This is a genomic window from Pseudorhodobacter sp. W20_MBD10_FR17 (assembly GCF_052119765.1).
Classification (GTDB): Bacteria; Pseudomonadota; Alphaproteobacteria; order Rhodobacterales; family Rhodobacteraceae; genus Pseudorhodobacter.
The window spans coordinates 20716-41631 of the sequence record NZ_JBGQOQ010000019.1 but is presented as its reverse complement, the minus strand read 5'-3'; the positions used below and the strand labels follow the sequence as shown (position 1 = coordinate 41631).

The 20916-nt window shown below is 57.8% G+C and carries 23 protein-coding genes and 1 tRNA gene; 13 read left to right on the top strand and 11 right to left on the bottom strand.

The annotated features are described in order from the left end of the window. Nucleotides 1-2: 2 nt before the first annotated feature. The 3 genes from ACEN2J_RS13410 to ypfJ form a co-directional block, all read right to left on the bottom strand. Nucleotides 3-797, bottom strand: coding sequence for an FkbM family methyltransferase (locus tag ACEN2J_RS13410; protein ID WP_442106577.1), 795 nt, complete (start codon nt 795-797; stop codon nt 3-5). A gap of 270 nt (nt 798-1067) precedes the next feature. Next, nucleotides 1068-1151: transfer RNA gene (locus ACEN2J_RS13405), tRNA-Leu, on the bottom strand. 63 nt (nt 1152-1214) lie between these two features. Continuing rightward, nucleotides 1215-2063: a KPN_02809 family neutral zinc metallopeptidase gene (gene ypfJ / locus ACEN2J_RS13400; protein WP_442106575.1), complete on the bottom strand. Its 849-nt coding sequence runs from the start codon at nt 2061-2063 to the stop codon at nt 1215-1217. A 126-nt stretch (nt 2064-2189) separates the two neighbouring features. Between ypfJ and ACEN2J_RS13395 the strand changes: the two genes are divergently transcribed. Beyond that, nucleotides 2190-2768: a YqaA family protein gene (locus tag ACEN2J_RS13395; protein ID WP_442106573.1), complete on the top strand. Its 579-nt coding sequence runs from the start codon at nt 2190-2192 to the stop codon at nt 2766-2768. Beyond that, entirely contained in the window at nt 2765-3229 is a 465-nt protein-coding gene (locus ACEN2J_RS13390; RefSeq protein WP_442106571.1) for a disulfide bond formation protein B, read from the top strand. The genes ACEN2J_RS13395 and ACEN2J_RS13390 overlap by 4 nt, the downstream gene beginning before the upstream one ends. A gap of 60 nt (nt 3230-3289) precedes the next feature. On the opposite strand, the gene ACEN2J_RS13385 is transcribed toward ACEN2J_RS13390, so the two are convergent. Together ACEN2J_RS13385 and ACEN2J_RS13380 are read right to left on the bottom strand one after the other, a co-directional pair. Continuing rightward, nucleotides 3290-5113 carry a cation:proton antiporter gene (locus ACEN2J_RS13385; protein ID WP_442106570.1) on the bottom strand — a complete coding sequence of 608 codons (1824 nt, stop codon included), beginning with the start codon at nt 5111-5113 and terminating at the stop codon, nt 3290-3292. Nucleotides 5114-5128: 15 nt separating this feature from the next. Continuing rightward, complete coding sequence (locus ACEN2J_RS13380) at nt 5129-6289, bottom strand: deoxyguanosinetriphosphate triphosphohydrolase (RefSeq protein ID WP_442106568.1); 1161 nt, start codon at nt 6287-6289, stop codon at nt 5129-5131. Nucleotides 6290-6437: 148 nt separating this feature from the next. Here ACEN2J_RS13380 and ACEN2J_RS13375 point away from each other — a divergent pair, with 148 nt between their 5' ends. Genes ACEN2J_RS13375 through xth form a run of 3 tightly spaced genes read left to right on the top strand, consistent with a single transcriptional unit; the run spans nt 6438 to nt 8351 of the window. Next, nucleotides 6438-6770 (top strand): HesB/IscA family protein, encoded by a 333-nt coding sequence (locus ACEN2J_RS13375; RefSeq protein ID WP_442106566.1) that lies wholly within the window; start codon nt 6438-6440, stop codon nt 6768-6770. A gap of 45 nt (nt 6771-6815) precedes the next feature. Continuing rightward, entirely contained in the window at nt 6816-7517 is a 702-nt protein-coding gene (locus ACEN2J_RS13370; protein ID WP_442106565.1) for a hypothetical protein, read from the top strand. Between the two features lie 54 nt (nt 7518-7571). After that, entirely contained in the window at nt 7572-8351 is a 780-nt protein-coding gene (gene xth, locus ACEN2J_RS13365; protein WP_442106564.1) for an exodeoxyribonuclease III, read from the top strand. Between the two features lie 13 nt (nt 8352-8364). Here xth and ACEN2J_RS13360 read toward each other — a convergent pair whose 3' ends face one another. Together ACEN2J_RS13360 and dksA are read right to left on the bottom strand one after the other, a co-directional pair. Continuing rightward, nucleotides 8365-9537, bottom strand: coding sequence for an FAD-dependent monooxygenase (locus ACEN2J_RS13360; RefSeq protein WP_442106563.1), 1173 nt, complete (start codon nt 9535-9537; stop codon nt 8365-8367). Between the two features lie 81 nt (nt 9538-9618). Beyond that, complete coding sequence (gene dksA, locus ACEN2J_RS13355) at nt 9619-10041, bottom strand: RNA polymerase-binding protein DksA (RefSeq protein WP_442106561.1); 423 nt, start codon at nt 10039-10041, stop codon at nt 9619-9621. Nucleotides 10042-10213: 172 nt separating this feature from the next. Here dksA and ACEN2J_RS13350 point away from each other — a divergent pair, with 172 nt between their 5' ends. The 6 genes from ACEN2J_RS13350 to ACEN2J_RS13325 all read left to right on the top strand — a co-directional run bounded on the left by ACEN2J_RS13350 (nt 10214) and on the right by ACEN2J_RS13325 (nt 14256). Continuing rightward, nucleotides 10214-11053, top strand: coding sequence for an AAA family ATPase (locus tag ACEN2J_RS13350; protein WP_442106559.1), 840 nt, complete (start codon nt 10214-10216; stop codon nt 11051-11053). Between the two features lie 204 nt (nt 11054-11257). After that, a complete protein-coding gene (locus tag ACEN2J_RS13345; protein WP_442106557.1) occupies nt 11258-11422 on the top strand; it encodes a hypothetical protein in 165 nt (54 codons plus the stop codon). A 4-nt stretch (nt 11423-11426) separates the two neighbouring features. Beyond that, the gene (locus ACEN2J_RS13340; protein ID WP_442106555.1) at nt 11427-12611 is read left to right on the top strand and encodes a vWA domain-containing protein; all 1185 of its coding nucleotides are present in this window, start codon (nt 11427-11429) and stop codon (nt 12609-12611) included. Next, on the top strand, nt 12608-12925 hold the full coding sequence (locus ACEN2J_RS13335) for a hypothetical protein (RefSeq protein WP_442106553.1): 318 nt from the start codon (nt 12608-12610) through the stop codon (nt 12923-12925). The genes ACEN2J_RS13340 and ACEN2J_RS13335 overlap by 4 nt, the downstream gene beginning before the upstream one ends. Continuing rightward, a complete protein-coding gene (locus ACEN2J_RS13330) occupies nt 12922-13521 on the top strand; it encodes a DedA family protein (RefSeq protein WP_442106551.1) in 600 nt (199 codons plus the stop codon). Before ACEN2J_RS13335 ends, ACEN2J_RS13330 begins: the two co-directional genes overlap by 4 nt. Nucleotides 13522-13572: 51 nt before the next feature. Beyond that, nucleotides 13573-14256 (top strand): M48 family metallopeptidase, encoded by a 684-nt coding sequence (locus ACEN2J_RS13325; protein WP_442106549.1) that lies wholly within the window; start codon nt 13573-13575, stop codon nt 14254-14256. Here ACEN2J_RS13325 and ACEN2J_RS13320 read toward each other — a convergent pair. Beyond that, a complete protein-coding gene (locus tag ACEN2J_RS13320) occupies nt 14253-15026 on the bottom strand; it encodes a DeoR/GlpR family DNA-binding transcription regulator (protein WP_442106546.1) in 774 nt (257 codons plus the stop codon). The two genes, ACEN2J_RS13325 and ACEN2J_RS13320, sit on opposite strands and share 4 nt — an antisense overlap. Before the next feature lie 195 nt (nt 15027-15221). Between ACEN2J_RS13320 and glpD the strand changes: the two genes are divergently transcribed. Together glpD and glpK are read left to right on the top strand one after the other, a co-directional pair. Further along, entirely contained in the window at nt 15222-16784 is a 1563-nt protein-coding gene (glpD, locus tag ACEN2J_RS13315) for a glycerol-3-phosphate dehydrogenase (protein WP_442106544.1), read from the top strand. Between the two features lie 22 nt (nt 16785-16806). Then, nucleotides 16807-18294: a glycerol kinase GlpK gene (gene glpK, locus ACEN2J_RS13310; protein WP_442106543.1), complete on the top strand. Its 1488-nt coding sequence runs from the start codon at nt 16807-16809 to the stop codon at nt 18292-18294. Between the two features lie 67 nt (nt 18295-18361). On the opposite strand, the gene ACEN2J_RS13305 is transcribed toward glpK, so the two are convergent. The 3 genes from ACEN2J_RS13305 to ACEN2J_RS13295 are packed head-to-tail and all read right to left on the bottom strand — an operon-like array spanning nt 18362 to nt 20882. Beyond that, nucleotides 18362-19132, bottom strand: a complete 771-nt coding sequence (locus ACEN2J_RS13305) for a LamB/YcsF family protein (protein ID WP_442106541.1) — start codon at nt 19130-19132, stop codon at nt 18362-18364. Next, nucleotides 19129-20139 carry a biotin-dependent carboxyltransferase family protein gene (locus ACEN2J_RS13300; protein WP_442106539.1) on the bottom strand — a complete coding sequence of 337 codons (1011 nt, stop codon included), beginning with the start codon at nt 20137-20139 and terminating at the stop codon, nt 19129-19131. The genes ACEN2J_RS13305 and ACEN2J_RS13300 overlap by 4 nt, the downstream gene beginning before the upstream one ends. Then, nucleotides 20136-20882: a 5-oxoprolinase subunit B family protein gene (locus ACEN2J_RS13295; RefSeq protein WP_442106537.1), complete on the bottom strand. Its 747-nt coding sequence runs from the start codon at nt 20880-20882 to the stop codon at nt 20136-20138. Before ACEN2J_RS13295 ends, ACEN2J_RS13300 begins: the two co-directional genes overlap by 4 nt. Nucleotides 20883-20916: the final 34 nt, after the last annotated feature.

Below are 20916 nucleotides of genomic sequence, written 5' to 3'. Positions count from 1 at the left end.
GCTCAGGCTGAAAAGTCGCGCGTGGCCAAAATGTCGAAATGGTTTCCACTGCCCAGCTTTGAAATGCGGTTCAATCCAGCGTTTTTAAGCAGTGTGGCGATCTGCTCGTAATCGACCCATCGGACATCAATTTCGCAGTAAACATACGAAATCCGTTGTGAAGCCTCCATCTGCAACAATTGCTCCAGCACAACAGCTTCATGCCCCTCAACGTCGATTTTGACAAAAAGATCATCAGCACCCGAGAGCAACACCGTCAAATCCGGAGCAGATAAAGTGCGTATCTCAAAGTGATCAGCCGCACGATCAAACCGTGCCGCAATTGATGCGCCGCCACTATGACCCATGGGTACGGCTATTGCCTGCATTCCAGACTTACCAGATATCGCTGCCAGAACAGGCTCAATCTTGCCTTGTGCGCAGTTGTGGTTGATATTTGCGTCAAGCAGAGAAAACGTTCTGGGCACCGGCTCGAAGGCGATAACCTTGGTGCAATTCTGGTTGCGCGCAGCCAAGAGGCTAAACAACCCTTGGTTAGCACCAACGTCTACAAATTGGAATGGTATTTTCAGATTGGCGACAATATCCGAAAGCTGTCGCCCATGGCTCCCGAAGCAGCACATGCGAAACGTCGAGTCATCCCAATTTTCCCACATCTCTACGCCATAGGCCGTTCGGACGAAGCCAGCCGAATTGGAAATCAAGCGGTGATAGAGCCAAGGCGAGACATTATAGAGTTTCTTTTCCAGATAGTTTCCAAGGCCAAATGCGCTTATTCTATCGATTGTTTTTCTCAACTCGCCATCCCTCCGCAGTACCCTTTCCTAGACACCCTTTCTCAGGGGTAAAACCAAGACTTAACGTCGGACCTGTCGCACTTTGTAGATGCCTTGGCGGGCACTCACGATCGACTACGCTTTAGCAACACCTACCAGACCGACTAAATAATTGTCAAACGGTCCGAATCCAGAACGAAAAGGGAATGTGGGAACATGAGTGGGAACCTACCACAACATCACTGCGCGCCATATATGCTCCAGCATTAAAAATATGCAATGAAATCAAACTGGTGCCCGAGGAGGGACTCGAACCCCCACGCCGTGAAGCGGGGGATTTTGAATCCCCTGCGTCTACCATTCCGCCACTCGGGCCCAGTGCGAGCGATGTAACGCGCCTTTTGCGCCGCGTCAATCGCTTGTCGTATACTTTTTTGATTAAAGCGTATTTGTCGAGAAAGTATCGCAAGATCCAAGCTTACCCGATTGATATCCGGTCACAAACCAGCGCGATCTTTGCTCGGATGTGCCATGGGTAAAGCTGTGCGGGTTGGGATATTGCCCGGCGTTGCGTTGCAATGTGTCATCGCCGATTTTACGGGCCGCATTCACAGCCTCTTCAAGGTCGCCCCGCTCAATCGAGTTGAATTTTTCTTGCGCGGCCCGCGCCCAGATACCTGCAAAACAATCGGCCTGAAGCTCGATTCGCACCGAGATGGCGTTGCTGTCGGCTTGGGAGACTTGAGCGCGCACCTCATTGGCCTGCGACAGGATGCCCAACTCATCTTGGACATGATGCGCGATCTCATGCGCGACAACATAAGCTGCCGCGAAATCGCCCTTGGCCCCCAACTGCCGCTCAAGCGTGACAAAGAAGTCGGTATCCAGATACGCCTTTTTATCCCCCGGGCAGTAAAACGGCCCCGAGGCCCCCGAGGCCCCGCCGCAAGGCGAACTTGTGGCACCTTTGAACAAAACCAATGTCGCGGGCGTATAGCTGCGCCCCAGCTGATCTTTGAACACCTGCGCCCAAACGTCTTCGGTATCGGCAAGGGTGACGGATACGAACTGCCCAGCGGCCTTATCTGCGGCGGTCATTTCGGTCGCAGGGGCCATCTGCGCGGCCCCCTGATCTTGCAGTAAGGGCGTGACATCAATGCCGAGGAAATAGCCGATCACCAAAACGGCCACCAAACCGACGCCGCCAATACCACCCGCAGCGCGGCTCTTTGATCGGCCGCGCCGGTCTTCGATATTTCGGCTTTCGCGCCGCCCTTGCCACTTCATTGGTGCATCCCCTTGCTGGTTCTATTAAGGTTCTAACGTAGCCCTATAACATCAGGAAGCCTGTTTGTCCTCTTGACGGCCCCTGCCCTGCGTGCTGCAACGCGCCACACAACCAAGGAAATCACGATGATCCGCGCTTTATATGATTGGACGATCGGTCTGGCACAGTCCAAACATGCGATTTGGGCCTTGGCCTTTGTCGCCTTTGTTGAAAGTTCAATCTTTCCGATTCCGCCCGATATCTTGATGATCCCGATGATCATCGCGGCCCCGCGCCGTGCATTTTGGTTCGCGCTTATCGCGACCATTTCGTCGGTTGCCGGTGGCGCGTTTGGCTACATGATCGGATCGGTCTTCTTTGAAAGCATCGGCCTGCCAGTGTTGGACTTTTATGGCCAGACGGGGCATTTCGAAAGCTTCCAAGCCCGCTATAATGAGTATGGCGCATGGGCTGTTCTCATCGCAGGCGTCACCCCGTTTCCTTATAAGGTTATCACCATTTTGTCGGGGGCGACCGGGCTTTCCTTTCCAGTATTCATGGTGGCCAGCGTTGCCGCCCGTGCCTTGCGCTTTTTCCTGATCGCGGCGCTGTTGTGGAAGTTTGGCGCACCTATTCGTGATTTTATTGAGCGTCGTCTTGGGCTTATGTTCACCTTGGCGGTCGCTTTGCTTGTCGCCGGATTTGCCGCTGTGAGGTTCCTATGACACGTACCCAATTTATACTTTTGGCCATTGGCGGCTCGGCTGCGGCTCTGGCGGGGGCTTATGCCTTTGAATATATTGGCGGTATGGCCCCGTGCCAAATGTGCTGGTGGCAGCGTTATGCCCATATGGCGGCCGTTATGATCGGGGTTTTGGCGCTAATTCTAAAAGGCAGAACCCTGCCCTATTTGGGCGCACTCACGGCCCTGACAGGTGCAGCAATTGCGCTCTATCACACCGGGGTCGAGCGTGCTTGGTGGCAAGGCATTACCTCCTGCAGCACCGGCTCTATCGCAGGGCTTGATGTCACCCAATTGCTAGACCCCGCGGCGAATGTCGCAGCCCCTGTGCGCTGCGATGCGGTTGCGTGGGAAATGTTTAGCCTGTCCATGGCATCGTGGAACGGATTGCTCTGCCTTGCGTTGGTTGGGGTTTGGCTGATCGCCGCCAGCAAACGCGCCTAACCGCGAATACCCCCTTAACGCGCTGAAATCTTGGATTTAGGCGGCGTTAAGGGGGTAATTTTAACGCGGCACGCTTTCCACAGCCTCTCTTTTGGGCGGAGACAGGGCCAGCAAGCGCGCGCCCACAGATGGTTCTTGCTTACTATCCGGGCCAACAAAACGAAAATCACCATTGGCCGCGATAACACATAGCAAAATCGACTCTGGCCGCTCATCATGCCATGCCCGATAGCCATATTCTTCGGTCAGCTTGGTGGTCCGCACCGTCCAGCCTTCCCCCATCAAGGCCTCATACTCATCATAGGTGCGCCCATCGCCAAGCCGCCGCCCGCCAAGCGTTACCGGCAGGGCATGGCGCAGGCTGTCACTTTTTACGCGCGGCAGTTGCCAAACCTTATCGCGGCCAAACTCGGGCGCCAGATCGGTGGCGACAAGGGTGTTATAGGCGTCATTATCTGTGGCGGCCAAAATGTTGGAAAAGCCGATAAATTCGACCTTATTTTCGGCGGCTTCAGACAAAATATCGCCAAAGAAGACCGGCAATGCGGCGGCACGGGCAAACCGTAGGTGACCAAGGTTCCAATCGGTCACCAACACCGGCACCTCGGCCTGTTTCAGCGCGGCCCCCAAACCGGTGGTTAGGCGCGTGCCGCCCACCAACAACACGCCCGGAACCTCGGCCGCGCGCAGGCCCAAAAGGCTGGCCAAGGGCGTCAGGCCAAAGCCGTTAATCACCACAGTCGCCGCAACCAAAGCAAAAGCCAGCGGCCCGATCGCCGCACCGTCCGGCACCCCTAGTGCCACCAAACGTTCGCCAAACAAGCCCGCAACCGCCATCAGCACCACGCCGCGCGGGCCAGTAAGGGCAACCAAAATCCGTTCGCGCATAGGAACCGTTGTGCCCCAAAGAGAAAGCATCACCGACAGCGGACGCGCCACCAAAACCACCAAAGCGACGAACAAAACCGCGCGCAGATCAAGGCTCAGCAGCTCTTGCAAATCAAGGCCCGCCGCCAGCAAAATAAACACGCCCGATACCAGCAAAATGGTCGCGTGTTCCTTGAACCGGCGCAATTCTTCATAGCTGGGCAAGGCCGCATTCGCGATCACAAGGCCCATCACTGTGACGGCCAGCAACCCGCTTTCATGCAGGGCACGGTCGGAAATGGTAAAGACCGCAAGCAGCACCACGAACAGCACCGGCACCTTCATAAACTCGGGCACCAAGGCCCTACGAAAGGCCAAAGCGATGCCACGGCCTGCGACCCACCCCACTAAGGTTGCGAAGAAAATCCCGAAAAAGAAATGCAAGGCGGCAGCACCGCCCCCCTCATTCTCACTTAGCACAGTGACCACACCAAAGGCCAAAACCGCCGCCAGTGCGCCCACCGGATCATTCACAATGGCTTCCCATTGCAGCAACGCCGCAGGCCTGCGTGACAGCCGTGCTTGGCGCAGCAGTGGTGCAATCACGGTAGGACCGGTGACGATCATAATGCCGCCAAACACGGCCGAGGCCTCCCACCCCAGCCCGGCCCCGAAATGCACAGCCAGCGTTGACGTAAGCCACCCCAAAGGCGCGCCAACAATCACCAACCGCCGCACGCCTTTGGCCGCATCTTGCAGCGCATGCAGGTTCAGCGTCAGCCCGCCCTCAAACAAGATCACCGCCACCGCGATAGAGATCATCGGCCCGACCAAATCACCAATATCACGCGAGGGGATGAAAATGCCTGTCAGCGGGCCAATGATCAGCCCCGCCACCAGCATCAGCACAATCGCGGGCATCTGGATGCGCCACGCCAACCACTGGGCGCCGACGCCGATAACGCCAACAAGGGCAAAGGCTTCAATGGGGTTAAGGCCAGCGGCGGCAACGCTCATGTTTGGATACTCCGGTTAGGTCGCGGTTGTTTGGAACAGGCGCGCATGTTCTTGCAGGGCAAATCGATCTGTCATCCCCGCGACATAATCGGCAACGATCCGCGCCAAAAGCTGCTGGGTATCGGCTTGGGCCACATCTTGCCGCCATTCTTGCGGCAAAAATTCCGGCTGCGACATGAACAACGGAAACAGATCGCGGACAACGGCTGTCACGCGCGCGCGCTCAATCATCACGCTGGGCGCGCGGTACATGCGGGTGAACAGGAACGAGCGGATGACCTTTAGCTCCTGATAAAGCGGCTTGGAAAAGCGTATAACAGTGCCTTCCATCGCCCTGACCTCCTCAACCGATTGCGGTTTGGCGGCATCCAGCCGGATATTGGCCACGTTGATTACATCTTCAACCATCCGGCCAAAGACACGGCGCAACGCCTCATGCCGGCGGCGCATCGGGTCAAGCCCCGGATGCAGCCGGTCCACCTCGGCGAACGCAGGGCCAGTGACAGGCAGTTCCATCAGATCGGCCTCATTAAACAGGCCCGAGCGCAAGCCGTCATGCAGGTCATGGTGCGAATAGGCGATGTCATCGGCAATCGCGGCTACCTGCGCCTCGGCGCTGGCGAAAGTATGCAGCTCTAGGTCCCATTCGGCATTCGCCTCAGCCAGCGCATAGGGCAGTTCCTCACCCGCTGCGGCGACCACGGGGCCATTGTGTTTTGCAATGCCTTCAAGCGTTTCCCATGTAAGGTTCAAGCCGTCGAAGTCGGCATAATGGCGTTCCAACCGTGTCACAATCCGCAAGGCTTGGGCATTGTGGTCAAAACCGCCGTAGGGGGCCATTAGCTCGGCCAACGCATCCTCGCCCGTGTGACCAAAGGGAGTGTGACCAAGGTCATGCGCCAAAGCAATCGCCTCGGCCAGATCGGTGTTCAGGCCCAACACCCCCGAAATGGTCCGCGCAACCTGCGCCACCTCAATCGAATGGGTCAAACGGGTGCGGTAATAATCGCCCTCATGTTCCACAAACACTTGGGTTTTGTGCTTTAGCCGCCGAAATGCGCTGGAATGAATGATCCGGTCACGGTCGCGCTGAAACGGCGAGCGGAAGGACGACATCCGTTCCTCATACAAACGACCACGCGAGGCATCGGGTTGACAGGCGAAGGGTGCAAGCATTGATCTAACCTTTTGTGCCGTATCTCACAGCTATCGCATTCATCTATAAGTGATTCCACCGGGAATGGCACCCTTTGACCGCATGGCTTGTTTCAAACCGCTCCAGCCCCTATATTTGTAACTGAACGCTAACCCAAGGCCACCTAACATGACATTAACCCTGCCCCCCCGCGTCACCGACCGCGCCTTTGCCCGGCTGGCCGAAATTGCCGAGACGACCGGCGATACCAAGGCGCTGCGCGTCGCCGTTGAAGGGGGTGGTTGTTCCGGCTTTCAATATGATATCCGTCTGGATGACCCCGCAGCAGACGATATGGTGCTGGAAAAAGACGGCATGAAGGTGTTGATCGACACGGTGTCTTTGCCGTTTCTGTCAAACGCCGTTATCGATTTTACCGAAGAATTGATTGGCGCGCGCTTTGTGGTGGAAAACCCGAATGCCAGCAGTTCTTGCGGCTGCGGGATTTCCTTTTCTATGTAAGATTTTGCACTACCTGCCCCTTTTAAGCTTAGGGGCGGGTAAGCAATGACGGTGGTTCTAGTTTTGGGGTCTGGCCCCGATGTGGTAAAATCCAAGTCGTGGGAACGGGCGCATTTTGACCGGATTGTCGCGATCAATAATGCGTGGCAAGTGCGCCCAGATTGGGATGAGCTGATTTACCCTTGGGATTTCTCGCAAAGCCGTATGCCGACCGCCACCACCGACAAGACATTGATATCCCAAGATCATTTCGTTCCGGCACAGAATGCCTATGGCGGGTTTGTCTATGCGGGCGGGACGATGGCCTTTACCGCGGCCTATTGGGTTTTGCACGCGCACCGGCCCCGTGTGATCGCCATGATGGGCTGCGACATGCACTACCCCCAAGGGCAGACGCATTTTTACGGCACGGGCACCGCCGACCCGTTGCGCGACGATATTACGCTGCAATCGCTTGAGGCAAAATCCGCGCGGCTAATGGTGCTTGCCGCCCAGCAAGGCTGCGCGATGGTCAATTTATCAGACGGGCCATCGCGGCTGGTTTTCCCGCGTGCGCAGCTTGAAAATCTGGCACAGGCACGGCCTGCCACCTATGACATAGACGCTACCCAACAGGCCAAAGACCGCGAGCGTGCCTTGGATTATTACGTCCCGTCAGGGCGTTACTGGCAAGAGCTGCACCGCTTTGATGCCGCCGCCTTGCGCGACCTTGATGCGCTGTGGCTGCGCGCGGCAGGGTCAGGCTGACCCTTGCCCCAAAGTGCAGCGCGGCATAGAACAGGGCAAACAGGGGGCGCGGCTATGAAACTGGCGACATTCAACATCAATGGAATCAAAGCGCGGATCGAGGCACTGCCCCGCTGGCTTGAAGCGGCAAAACCCGATGCGGTGGCGCTACAAGAGATTAAATCCGTCGATGAAAACTTCCCGCGTGAGATATTCGAGGACATGGGCTACCAAGTTGAAACCCATGGGCAAAAGGGCTTTAACGGCGTCGCCATCCTGTCGCGCCTGCCACTAGAAGACATCACGCGCGGTCTGCCAGGTGACGACAGCGACGAACAAGCCCGCTGGATAGAGGCGACGGTGATGGGCGAGCGCGCGGTGCGGCTGTGCGGGTTGTATCTGCCCAATGGCAACCCCGCGCCGGGGCCGAAATATGACTATAAGCTGGCATGGATGGCCCGCATGGAAAAGCGCGTGGCCGAGCTGCTGTTGACGGAGGAGCCGCTGGTGATTGCCGGTGATTATAATGTCATCCCGCAGCCTGAAGATGCCGCTAATCCAATGGCTTGGACCGAGGATGCGTTGTTTTTACCCGCCACCCGCGCAGCCTTTCGTCGCATTGTGAACCTTGGGCTCACGGATGCCTTTCGCGCCCGCAACCACGCCCCCGGCCAATACAGCTTTTGGGACTATCAGGCCGGCGCGTGGGAGAAAAACAACGGTATACGGATTGACCACCTGCTGCTGTCGCCCCAAGCCGCCGACTTGCTGCGTGACTGCCGCATTGACCGCGAAGTCCGTGCCGAAGAGCGCCCATCAGATCATGTTCCTGTGTGGATCGATCTCGCGGCTTAGCGCAACCAAAGCATTAGGGTTTGGCCGTCACATCGTGGCCATAAATCCAGTCAAACTTGCCCAGAACCATGCCGGGGGCGACAGCGCCACCCAACTTTAACCCAAGATGGGCGACACTGCGCAATGGGTCGCGCAGATGGTAGGCGCGGGCGTTGCCATTGGCCGCCTTCACAATCCGCGCGCAGCGATCTTGCCGCGCGGCTTGATAGGCAGGCAGCCCCGCAGAAATGCCCAAACGGTCAAGGCAATCGGCAAGTACCCATGCATCCTCTAGCGCCATGTTCGCCCCTTGGGCCAGAAACGGCAGGGTTGGATGGGCCGCATCGCCAAGGATGGCCGCGTTGGCGCCAAACCAGCTTTTGGCAACGGGATGACGGAACAAACCCCAAAGCCAAACCTCATTCACCTGCTCTAACCAGCTCCGCACACGCGGCGAGAAACGATCAAAGGCCAAGCGCATTTCCAATGGGTCATCGCGCAGGTTCCAGCCTTCTTCGACCCATTGGCGACGTTCTTCGACCGCCACGATGTTGCGCATGGTGCCGCCCCGCAACGGATAGCTGACCAAATGCCGCCCCGCGCCCATATGCACCTCGGCCTCGACCACCTCACCCGGCTGGGCCGGAATCAACGCGCGCCATGCCACTTGATGGGTAAAGAAAGGGGCCACGGCGCCGTTCAATGCCGCCCGCACGCGTGAGTGCAACCCGTCGGCGCCAATCACAAAACCGGCACAGCGCGCAGCACCCGTGGCCATGGTCAGCACAGGTTTGCCACCCGACAGATCGACGGCCTCAACACGTTGCAGCAGTTGCAGCTCGACCCCTGCAGCCTCGGCCCCTGTGCGCAAAAGGTCAATCAGATCGGCGCGATGCATTAGGTGAAAGGCCTGGTCAGGACGTCGCGCCGCCAAATCCAACCGCACCACCGTATCGCCGCTTATGCCATCACGCAGATGCACGGCTTGGTTGCGCAAACCTGCCGCAACCAGCGCTTGCTCTAACCCCAAAGCCCGCAGCACTGCCGCGCCATTCGGGCTCACTTGCAGCCCTGCCCCGACCTCACGGATCGCATCCGCCTGTTCCAAAAGCGTCACCTTGGCCCCACGCTGTGCCAAGGCTGTGCTGATGGCAAGCCCCGCCACACCAGCGCCCAAAACCGTGAATTCGGTATCTTTCAGAGTCATCATTCCGGCCTTTTTACAGCAAAAAGCCGGACCATCTATGTGGCCCGGCTTTGTATAACATCACCTATTATGGCGAAGCGATCAATCCTCGCGATGCACGCGTTCGCGACGTTCGTGCTTTTCTTGGGCTTCCAGCGTCATTGTCGCAATGGGGCGCGCATCCAGCCGTTTCAGCGAAATCGGTTCGCCCGTCACTTCGCAATAGCCAAACTCACCGTTCTCAATCCGGCGCAATGCGGCGTCGATCTTGGACACCAATTTGCGCTGACGGTCACGTGTGCGCAATTCCAGCGCACGGTCGGTTTCTTCAGACGCGCGGTCGGCGATATCTGGCACCGCGCGGGCCGAGCCTTGCAAACCCTCAATTGTTTCAGCCGACTGGTCCAGCATGTCTTGCTTCCATGTCAGCAATTTGCGGCGGAAATATTCCACCTGCCGGTCGTTCATAAAGGGTTCGTTCTCAGCTGGGTGGTAGTCTTCGGGAACAAAGGCATCTACCTTCATGTCATCACTCTCCAATTTGTCGAATGCAGCCGATACGGGCGCTTGTGGCTTAACGCACGCTCCTATTTTCGGTCACTTAACGGAAGCTAAAGCCAATGTCACTAGCGGTTGCGACATTTTGATAGCGCAGTTAGGGTTTAGCGGAAACATATCACAGGGCCGCAAAGCAAATATGAAATTCGCGTCAACAGACAGCTATATCGCTACCCAAGACCTGACCGTTGCAGTCAATGCCGCTGTGGTTTTGCAGCGCCCCCTGCTGGTTAAGGGAGAGCCCGGCACCGGCAAAACCGAGCTTGCCCGCCAAGTGGCCCAAGCCTTGGGCATGCCCCTGATGGAATGGCATGTGAAATCAACGACCAAGGCGCAGCAAGGCCTGTATGAATATGACGCCGTCAGCCGATTGCGTGACAGTCAGTTGGGCGAGGAACGCGTGCATGACGTCAAAAACTACATCCGCAAAGGCAAGCTGTGGCAAGCGTTTGAGGCCGAAGAACGCGTCGTCTTGCTGATTGATGAGATCGACAAAGCCGATATCGAATTTCCCAACGACCTGTTGCAGGAATTGGACCGGATGGAGTTTTACGTCTATGAGACCGGCGAGGTGATCAAGGCGCGAAAGCGCCCCATCGTGATCATCACCTCGAACAATGAAAAGGAACTGCCGGATGCGTTTTTGCGCCGCTGTTTCTTTCACTTTATCCGCTTTCCCGACATGGACACCTTGCGCCAGATTGTCGAAGTGCATTTCCCCGGCATCAAAGAGGCGCTGCTGACCACCGCCCTCACCCAGTTTTACACCCTGCGCGAAACACCCGGCCTAAAGAAAAAGCCGTCCACCAGCGAAGTGCTGGATTGGCTAAAGCTGCTGCTGGCCGAGGATTTGACGCCAGAAGACCTTGCGCGCGATAAGGTGTCTTTGCCGCGTTTGCATGGCGCGCTGTTGAAAAACGAACAAGATGTGCATTTGTTTGAACGCTTGGCGTTTATGGCGCGTGGTCAACGCGGATAACCGCCCTATTTCTGCGCTGCCCCAGAGGTTGGGACAGCGGGCAAATGCCACAGCAGGGCGCATAGACAGTCAAGGCTGGGCGCGGTATGGATCTGCCTGAGATGCGCAAATCAATGCGCGGGCTGCCGAAATCTCGGCACTTGTGCGGCGCGGTAACAAAAGCGGACGGTCAGGCAGGTGCCTTTCCATCACGGGGGCGAAGACATGATCGTATTGGGTGGCATGCTGTTGGGTGCAGTTTTGGGCGCAGGACTGGCGCGCAAGCGCGGAGGTAAGGCCTTGGATATGTTGCAATATGGTGCAGGCTTTGCGATTGCCTTTACCCTGCTGGGCTTGTTTGCAACGATCATCATCGAGCGGTCGCTCTAGCCCGATGTTCCTGCCGTTTTTCGACAATTTGCGGCGACACGGTGTTCCTGTAAGTTTGCGGGAATATCTGGCCTTTCTGGAAGGCGTGGTCGCAGGTTTGGTGACCTATGATGTTGACGGGTTTTACTATCTGGCGCGCCTGACCATGGTCAAGGATGAGCGGCACCTAGACCGGTTTGACCAAGCCTTTGCCGCCAGTTTCAAAGGCTTGGAAACTGTCACGCCCGAAGCGGTGATAGACGCGCTGGACTTGCCCGAGGACTGGCTGCGCAAGCTGGCCGAAAAGCACATGACGACTGAGGAACGCGCAGCGATTGAGGCACTTGGCGGTTTTGACAAGCTGATGGAAACCCTGAAGCAGCGGCTAGACGAACAAAAAGGCCGGCATCAAGGCGGCAACAAATGGGTCGGCACCGCTGGCACCTCGCCCTTTGGCGCCTATGGCTACAACCCTGAAGGCGTGCGGATTGGCCAGAAAGAGGGCCGCCATGGCCGCGCCGTCAAAGTGTGGGACAAACGCGAGTTCAAAAATCTGGATGACAGCGTTGAGCTCGGCACTCGCAACATCAAAGTCGCCCTGAAACGTCTGCGCAAATGGGCCCGCGATGGCGCAACCGAGGAGCTGGACCTTGACGGTACCATCCGCGCGACGGCCGAACATGGCTACCTAGACGTAAAAACCCGCCCTGAGCGCCGCAATGCCGTTAAAGTATTGCTTTTGCTGGATGTTGGCGGATCAATGGACCCCTACGTCAAGGTGGTCGAAGAGCTGTTCAGCGCAGCACGGTCCGAATTTCGCCACCTTGAACATTTCTACTTTCACAACTGCGTTTATGAAGGCCTGTGGCGCGACAACCGCCGCCGTTGGGATGCGCAAACCCCGACATGGGACGTACTGCGCACCTATGGCCCTGATTGGAAATGCATTTTCGTCGGCGACGCGAGCATGAGCCCCTATGAGGTTTTGCAGCCCGGCGGCGCGAATGAGCATTGGAACCCAGAGTCGGGGCGCGTTTGGATAGAGCGCCTGTGCCAGCAATGGCCCAGCCATCTGTGGATCAACCCGACGCCCGAACATTATTGGGACCACAGCCATTCCATCCGCCTGATCCGCGAAACGCTGGGCGACCGCATGGTGCCAATGACGCTGGATGGAATTTCGCGTGGAACAAAGGGATTAAGCCGATGAGACACAAGATAATGCTGGCCGTTTTTGCGATAGCCGCTGTGCTAACGACTTTTTTCATCATTCGCGCGGTGTTTTTCGCCTTTATCTGGATGGACCCCGACCGCGGAATGCACCCGATTGAGCCGTGGATGACGCCCCGCTATATCGCCCGCACCTACGACATTCCGCGCCCCGAAATGCAAGCCATTCTGGACCTCGGGCCGGATCAAACCCCGCGCGAACCTTTGGGGTCATTGGCCGCCGAACGGGGCGTTTCGGTCCAAGACTGGATTGATGATTTCAACGATTACCTAGATGCGCGGCCACCAAAATGACAGATCTGTTACTGCTTTGGGTTTCCGACTACGGCTTGCTGGTGATTTCACTTGCAACCCTGCTGTCATGCTTTGCCTTGCCGATGCCTTCGTCGCTGATGATGATGGCGGGTGGGGCTTTTGCGGCGACGGGCGACTTGGTGCTGTGGCAGGTCTGCATCGGCGCCTTTGTGGGGGCGGTTGTCGGCGATCAGACAGGCTATGCTATGGCCCGCCGCTTTGGCGGGGATCGGCTATGGGCATGGCTGCGGCAAAAACGCAGCTCGGCACGGCTCTTGGCCCAAGCCGAGACGTTGCTGGACCGGCGCGGCGGCTGGGCCATCTACCTCACACGCTGGCTGTTCAGCCCTTTAGGCCCTTATATCAACGTATTGGCAGGGGCGACACGGATGCCATGGCCACGGTTCCTGTTGGCCGATGTGTTGGGCGAGGCAACTTGGGTGACCGTCTATGTGACGCTTGGCTATGTGTTCGGCACCCAGATCGAAGAGCTGTCAAACACTTTGGGCAACGTTATCGGCGCGTTGACGGCAGGCATGGTGACATTGCTTTTGGGCCGCGCCTTATGGCAGCAACGCAAACCCCGTGTGCAGTAGAATTTTCAGCGCCACCTTTTCCTTTGCCTCAATCGGCCCCATATTACCCTGATGACAGCTCTAATCCCTCTCATTTTGCCCGTTCTGATGGCCTATGTGATGTACCGATTTTCGGTATGGCAAACAGGCAAACACCTGGACGCAAAGTCAAAACCCTTGCGCGACCCCGTTTTGGAACGCGTCATGGACCGCATGGCCGTAGCACTTGAGGTGCCAAAAATCGCAGTCCATGTCTATGATATTGACCCCGTTAACGGCCTTGCTGCACCGGATGGGCGTATTTTCCTGACGCGCGGGTTTATCAACAAGTACCGGCAAGGCGTTGTATCCGCAGATGAAATCGCATCCGTCGTGGCGCATGAACTAGGCCATGTGGCGCTTGGCCATACCAAACGACGGATGATCGACGTGACCGGCCAAAATGCTGCATTTTTGTTGATTGCCACGCTTTTAGGGCGGATGATCCCGATTGTTGGTGTGTTCATCGCCTCTTATGTCACCAAGATTTTGGGCGCAGGCCTGTCCCGCAAAGATGAGAATGAGGCCGATGCCTATGCTAGCGCGCTTTTGGTTAAGGCAGGCATCGGGCTTGGCCCGCAAAAAAGCCTGTTTCACAAGCTTGACCGATTGACCGGTGCCACAGGCCACGACATCCCGCAATGGCTGCGATCGCATCCAAAGACAGCCGAGCGCATTGCCGCAATTGACGCCCGCGCCGCACAGTGGGGCGTTTAGTCGCCCTGCCCCTCGGCCACGACCACCTCGGTCCGCCACTGCGCACATTTTGCCTGTAGCATTGGGGCAAGAGGTTGATCGGTGATAAAAGTGTCTATCTCTTGCAATGACACAATGCGCGCAGGGGCGTTGCGGTGAAACTTGGAATGATCAGCCACCAAAATGCTGTGGCGCGCTTGGTTCAGGATGGTTTGGCTCACCGTTACCTCTTGCACATCGAAATCCAGCAAGTCCCCATCGTGGTCCAGCGCTGAACACCCGATCACCGCGAAATCAAACTTGAACTGGCGAATGGTGTTTGAGGCCAATTGCCCCACCAAACCACCATCCGACCGGCGCAAGGTGCCCCCCGTCACAATCACCTCTGCCTCGGGGTTTGCCACCAGAATTGTCGCCACATTCATGTTATTGGTGACCACAAGCAGTCGGTTGTGCTGCAAAAGCGCGTGGGCCACCGCCTCGGTGCTGGTCCCGATATTCAAAAAAACCGAGGCCCCGTCAGGGATTAAGGCCGCACAGGCCCGCGCCATCGCCTGCTTTTCCGCGGCGTTCAGGGCGCGGCGGTCTTCATACCCGATATTGGTGGTGCCGGACGGCAAAACCGCGCCACCATGCACCCGTTGCAGCTTGCCCGCATCCGCCAGATCGGACAAATCACGACGAATGGTTTGCACCGATACGCCAAGACGTTCGGCCAAATCATCAACGACCACGCGGCCCTCATTTCGGGCGCGTTCCAGAATCGCGGGATGGCGCAGGTTTTGCAGCATTCTATGTTCGCTTTTGTTCGATCTAACGGCACCCTAACAGATGGCTTGCCGCAAACAACACATATCAACCCCGTTTCGGCAAACGCGCCGCTCATCCGAACATTTTCACCCAAATAACGAAAGCAAACGAAAGCACGCCTTGCTCTTTAGACCATAAAATGGTCTAAAAGCTTAACGACACTCGGAGAGGTTGCCATGCAAGACGCTGCTAAAATCCATGACGTATTTATCATAGGCGGTGGCATTAATGGCTGCGGCATCGCGCGGGATGCCTCTGGGCGCGGACTTTCTGTCATGTTGGCAGAAATGAATGATCTGGCCTCGGCCACCTCTTCCGCCTCAACCAAACTGTTTCATGGTGGCCTACGCTATCTGGAATACTTTGAGTTCCGCCTTGTGCGTGAAGCCTTGATTGAACGCGAAACCCTGCTGCGTGCCATGCCGCACATCAGCTGGCCTATGCGTTTTGTTCTTCCATATCATAAAGATATGCGGTTTGAGAGTAATACGCCGACCTCACGGCTTTTGGGGCTCGTGATGCCGTGGATGCGCGGTCGCAGGCCCGCTTGGCTTATCCGCCTAGGGTTGTTTCTGTATGACACACTCGGCGGGCGCAAAATACTTCCCGCCACCACAACCCTCTCCTTACCGGGCACGCCCGAAGGTAACGTTTTAGACCAGCGTTTTCAAACCGCATACGAATATTCGGACTGCTGGGTCGAAGACGCCCGCCTGGTGGTGTTGAACGCCCGTGATGCCGAAGCGCGCGGTGCTCAGATTCGAGTTCGAACGAAAGTAACGACGGCGGCCCGCGTTGATGGCCTGTGGCATATCACGCTGGACAGTGGCGAAACCGTCCGCGCGCGATTGCTAGTCAATGCCGCAGGGCCGTGGGTCGGCGATATTATTGGGCAAACCCTGCGGCTTAACTCGACCGATGGGGTGCGGTTGGTGCGTGGCAGCCATATCGTGACCAAGCGACTGTATGACCATGACAAATGCTATTTTTTCCAAGGCACCGATGGCCGGATCATCTTTGCGATCCCCTATGAGACGGATTTTACGCTGATCGGCACCACCGATGCCGAGCACACAGACCCCGATGAAAAGCCCTTTTGCACCGATGCAGAGCGCGACTATCTCATCAATTTCGCCAACCAGTATTTCAAACAAGATATCAGCGCCGATGATGTGGTCTGGACCTATTCCGGCGTACGTCCCTTACATGATGACGGGGCCAGCAGCGCCTCGGCGGCCACGCGCGACTATACGTTAAAGCTTGATACAAACGGCGGCGCGCCGGTGCTGAATATCTTTGGCGGCAAGATCACCACATATCGGCGGTTGGCCGAAAGTGCTTTGGATAAAATGGCCCCGCATTTCCCCGGCCTGTCCGAAAAATGGACAGCCGGCGTCCCTCTGCCTGGGGGTGATTTTCCGGTAGACGGCGTTGCAGATTTGATTGCGGCGCTGCAAAAGGATTACCCGTTTCTAACGCCGTTTTGGGCACGGCGGTTGGTGCGGGCCTATGGCACCGAGGCGCGGGCTGTCTTGGGCACGGCGGCCGCTGCCGAGGATCTGGGCCAAGATTTTGGTGCGACATTGACGGCGCGCGAGGTAGCCTGGCTGATACGGCATGAGTATGCACGCCGCGCCGAAGATGTTGTGTGGCGGCGCAGCAAGCTTGGGTTGCGGATGGATGCCGCACAGATAGCAGTGCTTGAAAATTGGATGCAGTCACGGCTTGAACAGGCGTGAAATAGCGAAAACGGGGGGATTTATGCGATACATTTTAGCGATTGATCAGGGCACCACGTCCAGTCGGGCGATTGTGTTTGATGCGGCGATGCAAATCAAAGCCTCCGCCCAAGAGGAATTCCCCCAGCATTTCCCCGCTTCGGGCTGGGTAGAGCATGACCCTGCCGACCTGTGGGACAGCACCTTGCGAACCTGCCTTGCTGCCATCGCCAAGGCCGGAATTGCGGCGACGGATATCGCCGCCATCGGCATCACCAACCAACGTGAAACCACCCTTGTGTGGGACCGTGTGACGGGCGAACCCTTGCACCGCGCGATTGTTTGGCAAGACCGGCGCACCGCCGACTATTGCCGCGAACTGCGCGAGGCCGGTCAGGATACTTTGATCACCGCACGCACCGGCCTGCTGGCCGATCCGTATTTTTCCGGCACCAAGCTGCGCTGGATTTTGAACAATGTCGATGGGGCCCGCGACCGTGCCCGCCGCGGCGAACTGGCCTTTGGTACGGTCGACAGTTATCTGATTTGGAAGCTGACAGGCGGGGCCGCGCATGTGACCGATGCCACCAACGCCGCGCGCACCATGCTTTATGATATTCACAAAGGACGGTGGAGCAAAACCATCTGCGATCTCTTTGATATCCCAATGGAAATGCTGCCAGAGGTGAAAGATTGCGCCGCTGAATTCGGCATGACGCAAGCCGAAATCTTTGGCCGCCCTATCCCTATTCTAGGCGTGGCGGGCGACCAGCAAGCCGCAACCGTGGGGCAAGCCTGCTTTGCGCCCGGCATGATGAAATCAACCTATGGCACTGGGTGTTTTGCGCTGCTGAATACCGGAGACACGGCTGTAATCTCTAAAAACCGGTTGCTGACGACGATCGCCTACCAACTGGACGGCAAACCGACCTATGCGCTTGAAGGCTCGATTTTCATCGCGGGTGCGGTGGTACAATGGCTGCGTGACGGGCTTGGGATTATTAGTGATGCGTCTGAGACGCAGTGGCTGGCCGAGGCGGCAGATCCTGCGCAAAACGTGGTCTTGGTGCCCGCGTTTGTCGGGCTTGGTGCGCCCTATTGGAATGCCGAATGCAGGGGCGCGGTCTTTGGCCTGACGCGCGGGTCTGGCCCCAAAGAAATGGCACGGGCGGCGCTTGAATCTGTGGGCTATCAGACCCGCGATTTGCTTGAGGCGATGCATGCCGATTGGGCCGCCTCGGGGGCCGAACCTACGCTGCGGGTGGATGGCGGCATGACCGCAAGCGATTGGACCATGCAGTTCTTGGCCGATATTATTGGCGCAAAAGTAGACCGCCCCATGATGCGCGAAACCACAGCCCTTGGGGCTGCTTGGCTGGCGGGGCACCGTGCGGGGCTGTATCCTGATCAAGCTGGCTTTGCCGCGAATTGGGCATTGGAGCGCACATTTGAACCCGCCATGAGCGCCGATCTGCGCGAAGAGCGGTATGGCGCGTGGAAACGGGCTGTGGCTGCGACAATGGCGTTTTAACCTTTTTCCGCCTGTGCTTGAGGCACGGGCGGCATAGGTATTGTAGCCAAGATGAAATCGGGCGTGGTTATGTGCGCCCTTTGAATTGTGCAACTGTAATGCCCGCAAGTTCCAGCGCGGCGCGGGTCGCTTTTGCGATTTGCACCGCTTCCGCCGTGTCGCCATGCAGGCAGATCGTATCTATCGGCGTTGGAATTTCATGGCCCGAAGCGGTGATGATCGCGCCAGCCTTGACCATTTCGACCATTCGCGCGGCGGCGATTGCCGGATCGTGGATCACTGCATCCGGCAAGCTGCGGTCTAGTAAAGTGGCATCATCATTATAGGCGCGGTCGGCGAAAATCTCGGCGGCCCATGTGCAGCCAAGGCTATGCACCGCCTCTTGTTGTGCGGTGGCGGCAAGGACCATGATGATGATATCGGGATTTACAGCCAGCGCGCCTTCATAGCAGGCCTGCGCCATCAGCGCATCCTCGGCCGCCATATTGGCCATAGCGCCATGCAGTTTCAGGTGGCGCAGTTTGCCACCTGCCAGCGCCGCCATACCTTGTGCAGCGCCCAATTGATACGCAACCATATGGCGCAATTCCGCGTGTGACATCTGCAACCGGCGGCGGCCAAAGCCTTGCAGATCGGCAAAGCCCGGATGGGCGCCAATGCCGACCCCGTGTTTCACCGCCGCTTTCATCGTTTTCGCCATCACATCCGGATCACCGGCGTGAAACCCGCAGGCGATATTTGCCGACGTGATCGAGTGCAGCAGCGCCGCATCATCGCCCATCGTCCACGCGCCAAAGCTTTCGCCCATATCGGCGTTTAAATCGACAGTCAGGGTCATGTGTCCTCCGATCCGGTGATCATACCGGAGATAAGTTGATAGCTAAGAAGATCGGCAATTTGCGCCGGATCACGCAAACGCGGTTGGCATTTGCTGGCAAGGGCTTTGCGGGCAAGTAGGTCTTGGCGGTGCATATCCAAAGCTTGGTCCAGCGTAACAAAGACAAAGCGCAGGGCCGCGCCCGCAGGGGTTTGCGCCAAGAGCGGCAGGTCCGGTGGGATGACAGTCCCGATGCGGGGGTAGCCGCCCGTTGTTTGCGCCTCAGGCAGCAGCACATAAGGCGCACCATCGCCGGGGATTTGAATATCGCCTGCGGTAATCACCTCAGACAAAATCGTTTGGCCGCGGGCAAGGCCAAACCCCTGCCCTTCGGGCATAAGCCGCACGCCTTGGCGGTTGGCGCGGGCATCGCGGTGAAAGGTGGTTTCGGTAAAGCGCAGCACCTCGCGGGCAGGGAAAATCCCCGTTTGCAGCGAGGCGATAATACGCGCCGTGCCACCCGAAAACCGGTTGGCCACGGAAAGGCCCATTCCGGTTGAGCCGCCATGATCGGGGCCAATTGGCAAGGTTTGACGGGCTTGCAACGGCGCTCCAATGCCTGCCGCTAAATGCGCCGCCCGCGCGCCCAAGATCGGCGGCGTATCGATGCCGCCGCCAACGGACAAATAACCATAAACCCCAGCCTCGACCGCGCCGATTGACAGAACCGCGCCCGCAGGCAGCAGATGGCTTGCGTTCCACGCCACAGGCACACCGTCAATCGCAGCCCGCATCGGCGCGCCTGTCAGCGCAATACGCAAAGGCCCTGACGCCGTGAAAGTACCGCCAAAGCCTGACATTTCCAGCACGGCCAAATCCACCGGCTGGCGCAGCAGCGCCGCCCCTTCGGCCACGGCCAATGTATCAGCAGCACCACCGCGCGACAGACCCGAGCCGATATGCCCAGGACGGCCCAAATCTTGGACGGTCACGCCGGGGCCAATGCTGATAATGGCGAGCACCGTCATGCAATCGCCTCCATGACGGCCCCACCATTTCCAGATGTATCGGAGGTCAGGATATTTCTGTATTCCTCGGCGCTTACCGGATTAAACTGCACCTCATCGCCCGCACTCAGCGCAAAAGGCTCGTCTGCATCAGGGCGAAAACACCGAAATGCGGTTTGCCCGACATGGCGCCAACCGGTCGGTGTGTCGTTTGCAAACAGCACAAACTGGCGCACGGCCACCACCAACGCACCAACAGGCACCTTGGGCGTCAGGCTGCTTTGGCGCGGGATGTTCCAACTTGGTGGCAGATCGCCCAGATACGGCTGCCCAGGGGCAAACCCCAGCGTCAAAACCCGGGTCCGCGCAGTTGACAAAGTGGCGATCGCTTCGGCCTCGGTGGCGCCTGCAAGGGCTGCCGCCTCGGCCAGTTGCGGTGCCAAGTCGCCGCCAAAAACAGTGGGGATGCGCCAAAACCGGCGGCCCTGCGGGGGGGCAGCTGCGTACCAATCACGGCTTGCCAATAGGTTTGACAATTGCGCGCGCAAGACACTATGCGCCACCCTCAGCGGGTCAAACCGCAGATAGGTTGACGTCAGCGAAGACGATGTCTCCTCAACCCCCGCCCAGCGCTCCGAGGCAACGGCGGCTTGAAACGCCAGTGCCGCGCGGTTTGCAGGCTCGGACAGGTTGTCAGCAAACTGCACGAGCAGGCCGGATAGGCCCACCGACTCAATTTTAGGAAAGGTATCAGAGTTTTGCATGACGCGATGGTGCCGTTTTACATGCCACATCGCA

What these genes read in the sequence shown, in the direction of transcription:
- ypfJ (WP_442106575.1), bottom strand. Translation starts at nt 2,063, where the DNA reads ATGAAGTGGCAAGGGCGGCGCGAAAGCCGAAATATCGAAGACCGGCGC.
- ACEN2J_RS13345 (WP_442106557.1), top strand. Translation starts at nt 11,258, where the DNA reads ATGATCGTATTGGGTGGCATGCTGTTGGGTGCAGTTTTGGGCGCAGGA.
- ACEN2J_RS13295 (WP_442106537.1), bottom strand. Translation starts at nt 20,882, where the DNA reads ATGCAAAACTCTGATACCTTTCCTAAAATTGAGTCGGTGGGCCTATCC.
- ACEN2J_RS13300 (WP_442106539.1), bottom strand. Translation starts at nt 20,139, where the DNA reads ATGACGGTGCTCGCCATTATCAGCATTGGCCCCGGCGTGACCGTCCAA.
- ACEN2J_RS13375 (WP_442106566.1), top strand. Translation starts at nt 6,438, where the DNA reads ATGACATTAACCCTGCCCCCCCGCGTCACCGACCGCGCCTTTGCCCGG.
- ACEN2J_RS13395 (WP_442106573.1), top strand. Translation starts at nt 2,190, where the DNA reads ATGATCCGCGCTTTATATGATTGGACGATCGGTCTGGCACAGTCCAAA.
- ACEN2J_RS13330 (WP_442106551.1), top strand. Translation starts at nt 12,922, where the DNA reads ATGACAGATCTGTTACTGCTTTGGGTTTCCGACTACGGCTTGCTGGTG.
- ACEN2J_RS13305 (WP_442106541.1), bottom strand. Translation starts at nt 19,132, where the DNA reads ATGACCCTGACTGTCGATTTAAACGCCGATATGGGCGAAAGCTTTGGC.
- ACEN2J_RS13340 (WP_442106555.1), top strand. Translation starts at nt 11,427, where the DNA reads ATGTTCCTGCCGTTTTTCGACAATTTGCGGCGACACGGTGTTCCTGTA.
- xth (WP_442106564.1), top strand. Translation starts at nt 7,572, where the DNA reads ATGAAACTGGCGACATTCAACATCAATGGAATCAAAGCGCGGATCGAG.
- ACEN2J_RS13320 (WP_442106546.1), bottom strand. Translation starts at nt 15,026, where the DNA reads ATGCTGCAAAACCTGCGCCATCCCGCGATTCTGGAACGCGCCCGAAAT.
- ACEN2J_RS13385 (WP_442106570.1), bottom strand. Translation starts at nt 5,113, where the DNA reads ATGAGCGTTGCCGCCGCTGGCCTTAACCCCATTGAAGCCTTTGCCCTT.
- ACEN2J_RS13335 (WP_442106553.1), top strand. Translation starts at nt 12,608, where the DNA reads ATGAGACACAAGATAATGCTGGCCGTTTTTGCGATAGCCGCTGTGCTA.
- ACEN2J_RS13325 (WP_442106549.1), top strand. Translation starts at nt 13,573, where the DNA reads ATGACAGCTCTAATCCCTCTCATTTTGCCCGTTCTGATGGCCTATGTG.
- ACEN2J_RS13380 (WP_442106568.1), bottom strand. Translation starts at nt 6,289, where the DNA reads ATGCTTGCACCCTTCGCCTGTCAACCCGATGCCTCGCGTGGTCGTTTG.
- glpD (WP_442106544.1), top strand. Translation starts at nt 15,222, where the DNA reads ATGCAAGACGCTGCTAAAATCCATGACGTATTTATCATAGGCGGTGGC.
- dksA (WP_442106561.1), bottom strand. Translation starts at nt 10,041, where the DNA reads ATGAAGGTAGATGCCTTTGTTCCCGAAGACTACCACCCAGCTGAGAAC.
- ACEN2J_RS13390 (WP_442106571.1), top strand. Translation starts at nt 2,765, where the DNA reads ATGACACGTACCCAATTTATACTTTTGGCCATTGGCGGCTCGGCTGCG.
- ACEN2J_RS13360 (WP_442106563.1), bottom strand. Translation starts at nt 9,537, where the DNA reads ATGACTCTGAAAGATACCGAATTCACGGTTTTGGGCGCTGGTGTGGCG.
- glpK (WP_442106543.1), top strand. Translation starts at nt 16,807, where the DNA reads ATGCGATACATTTTAGCGATTGATCAGGGCACCACGTCCAGTCGGGCG.
- ACEN2J_RS13370 (WP_442106565.1), top strand. Translation starts at nt 6,816, where the DNA reads ATGACGGTGGTTCTAGTTTTGGGGTCTGGCCCCGATGTGGTAAAATCC.
- ACEN2J_RS13350 (WP_442106559.1), top strand. Translation starts at nt 10,214, where the DNA reads ATGAAATTCGCGTCAACAGACAGCTATATCGCTACCCAAGACCTGACC.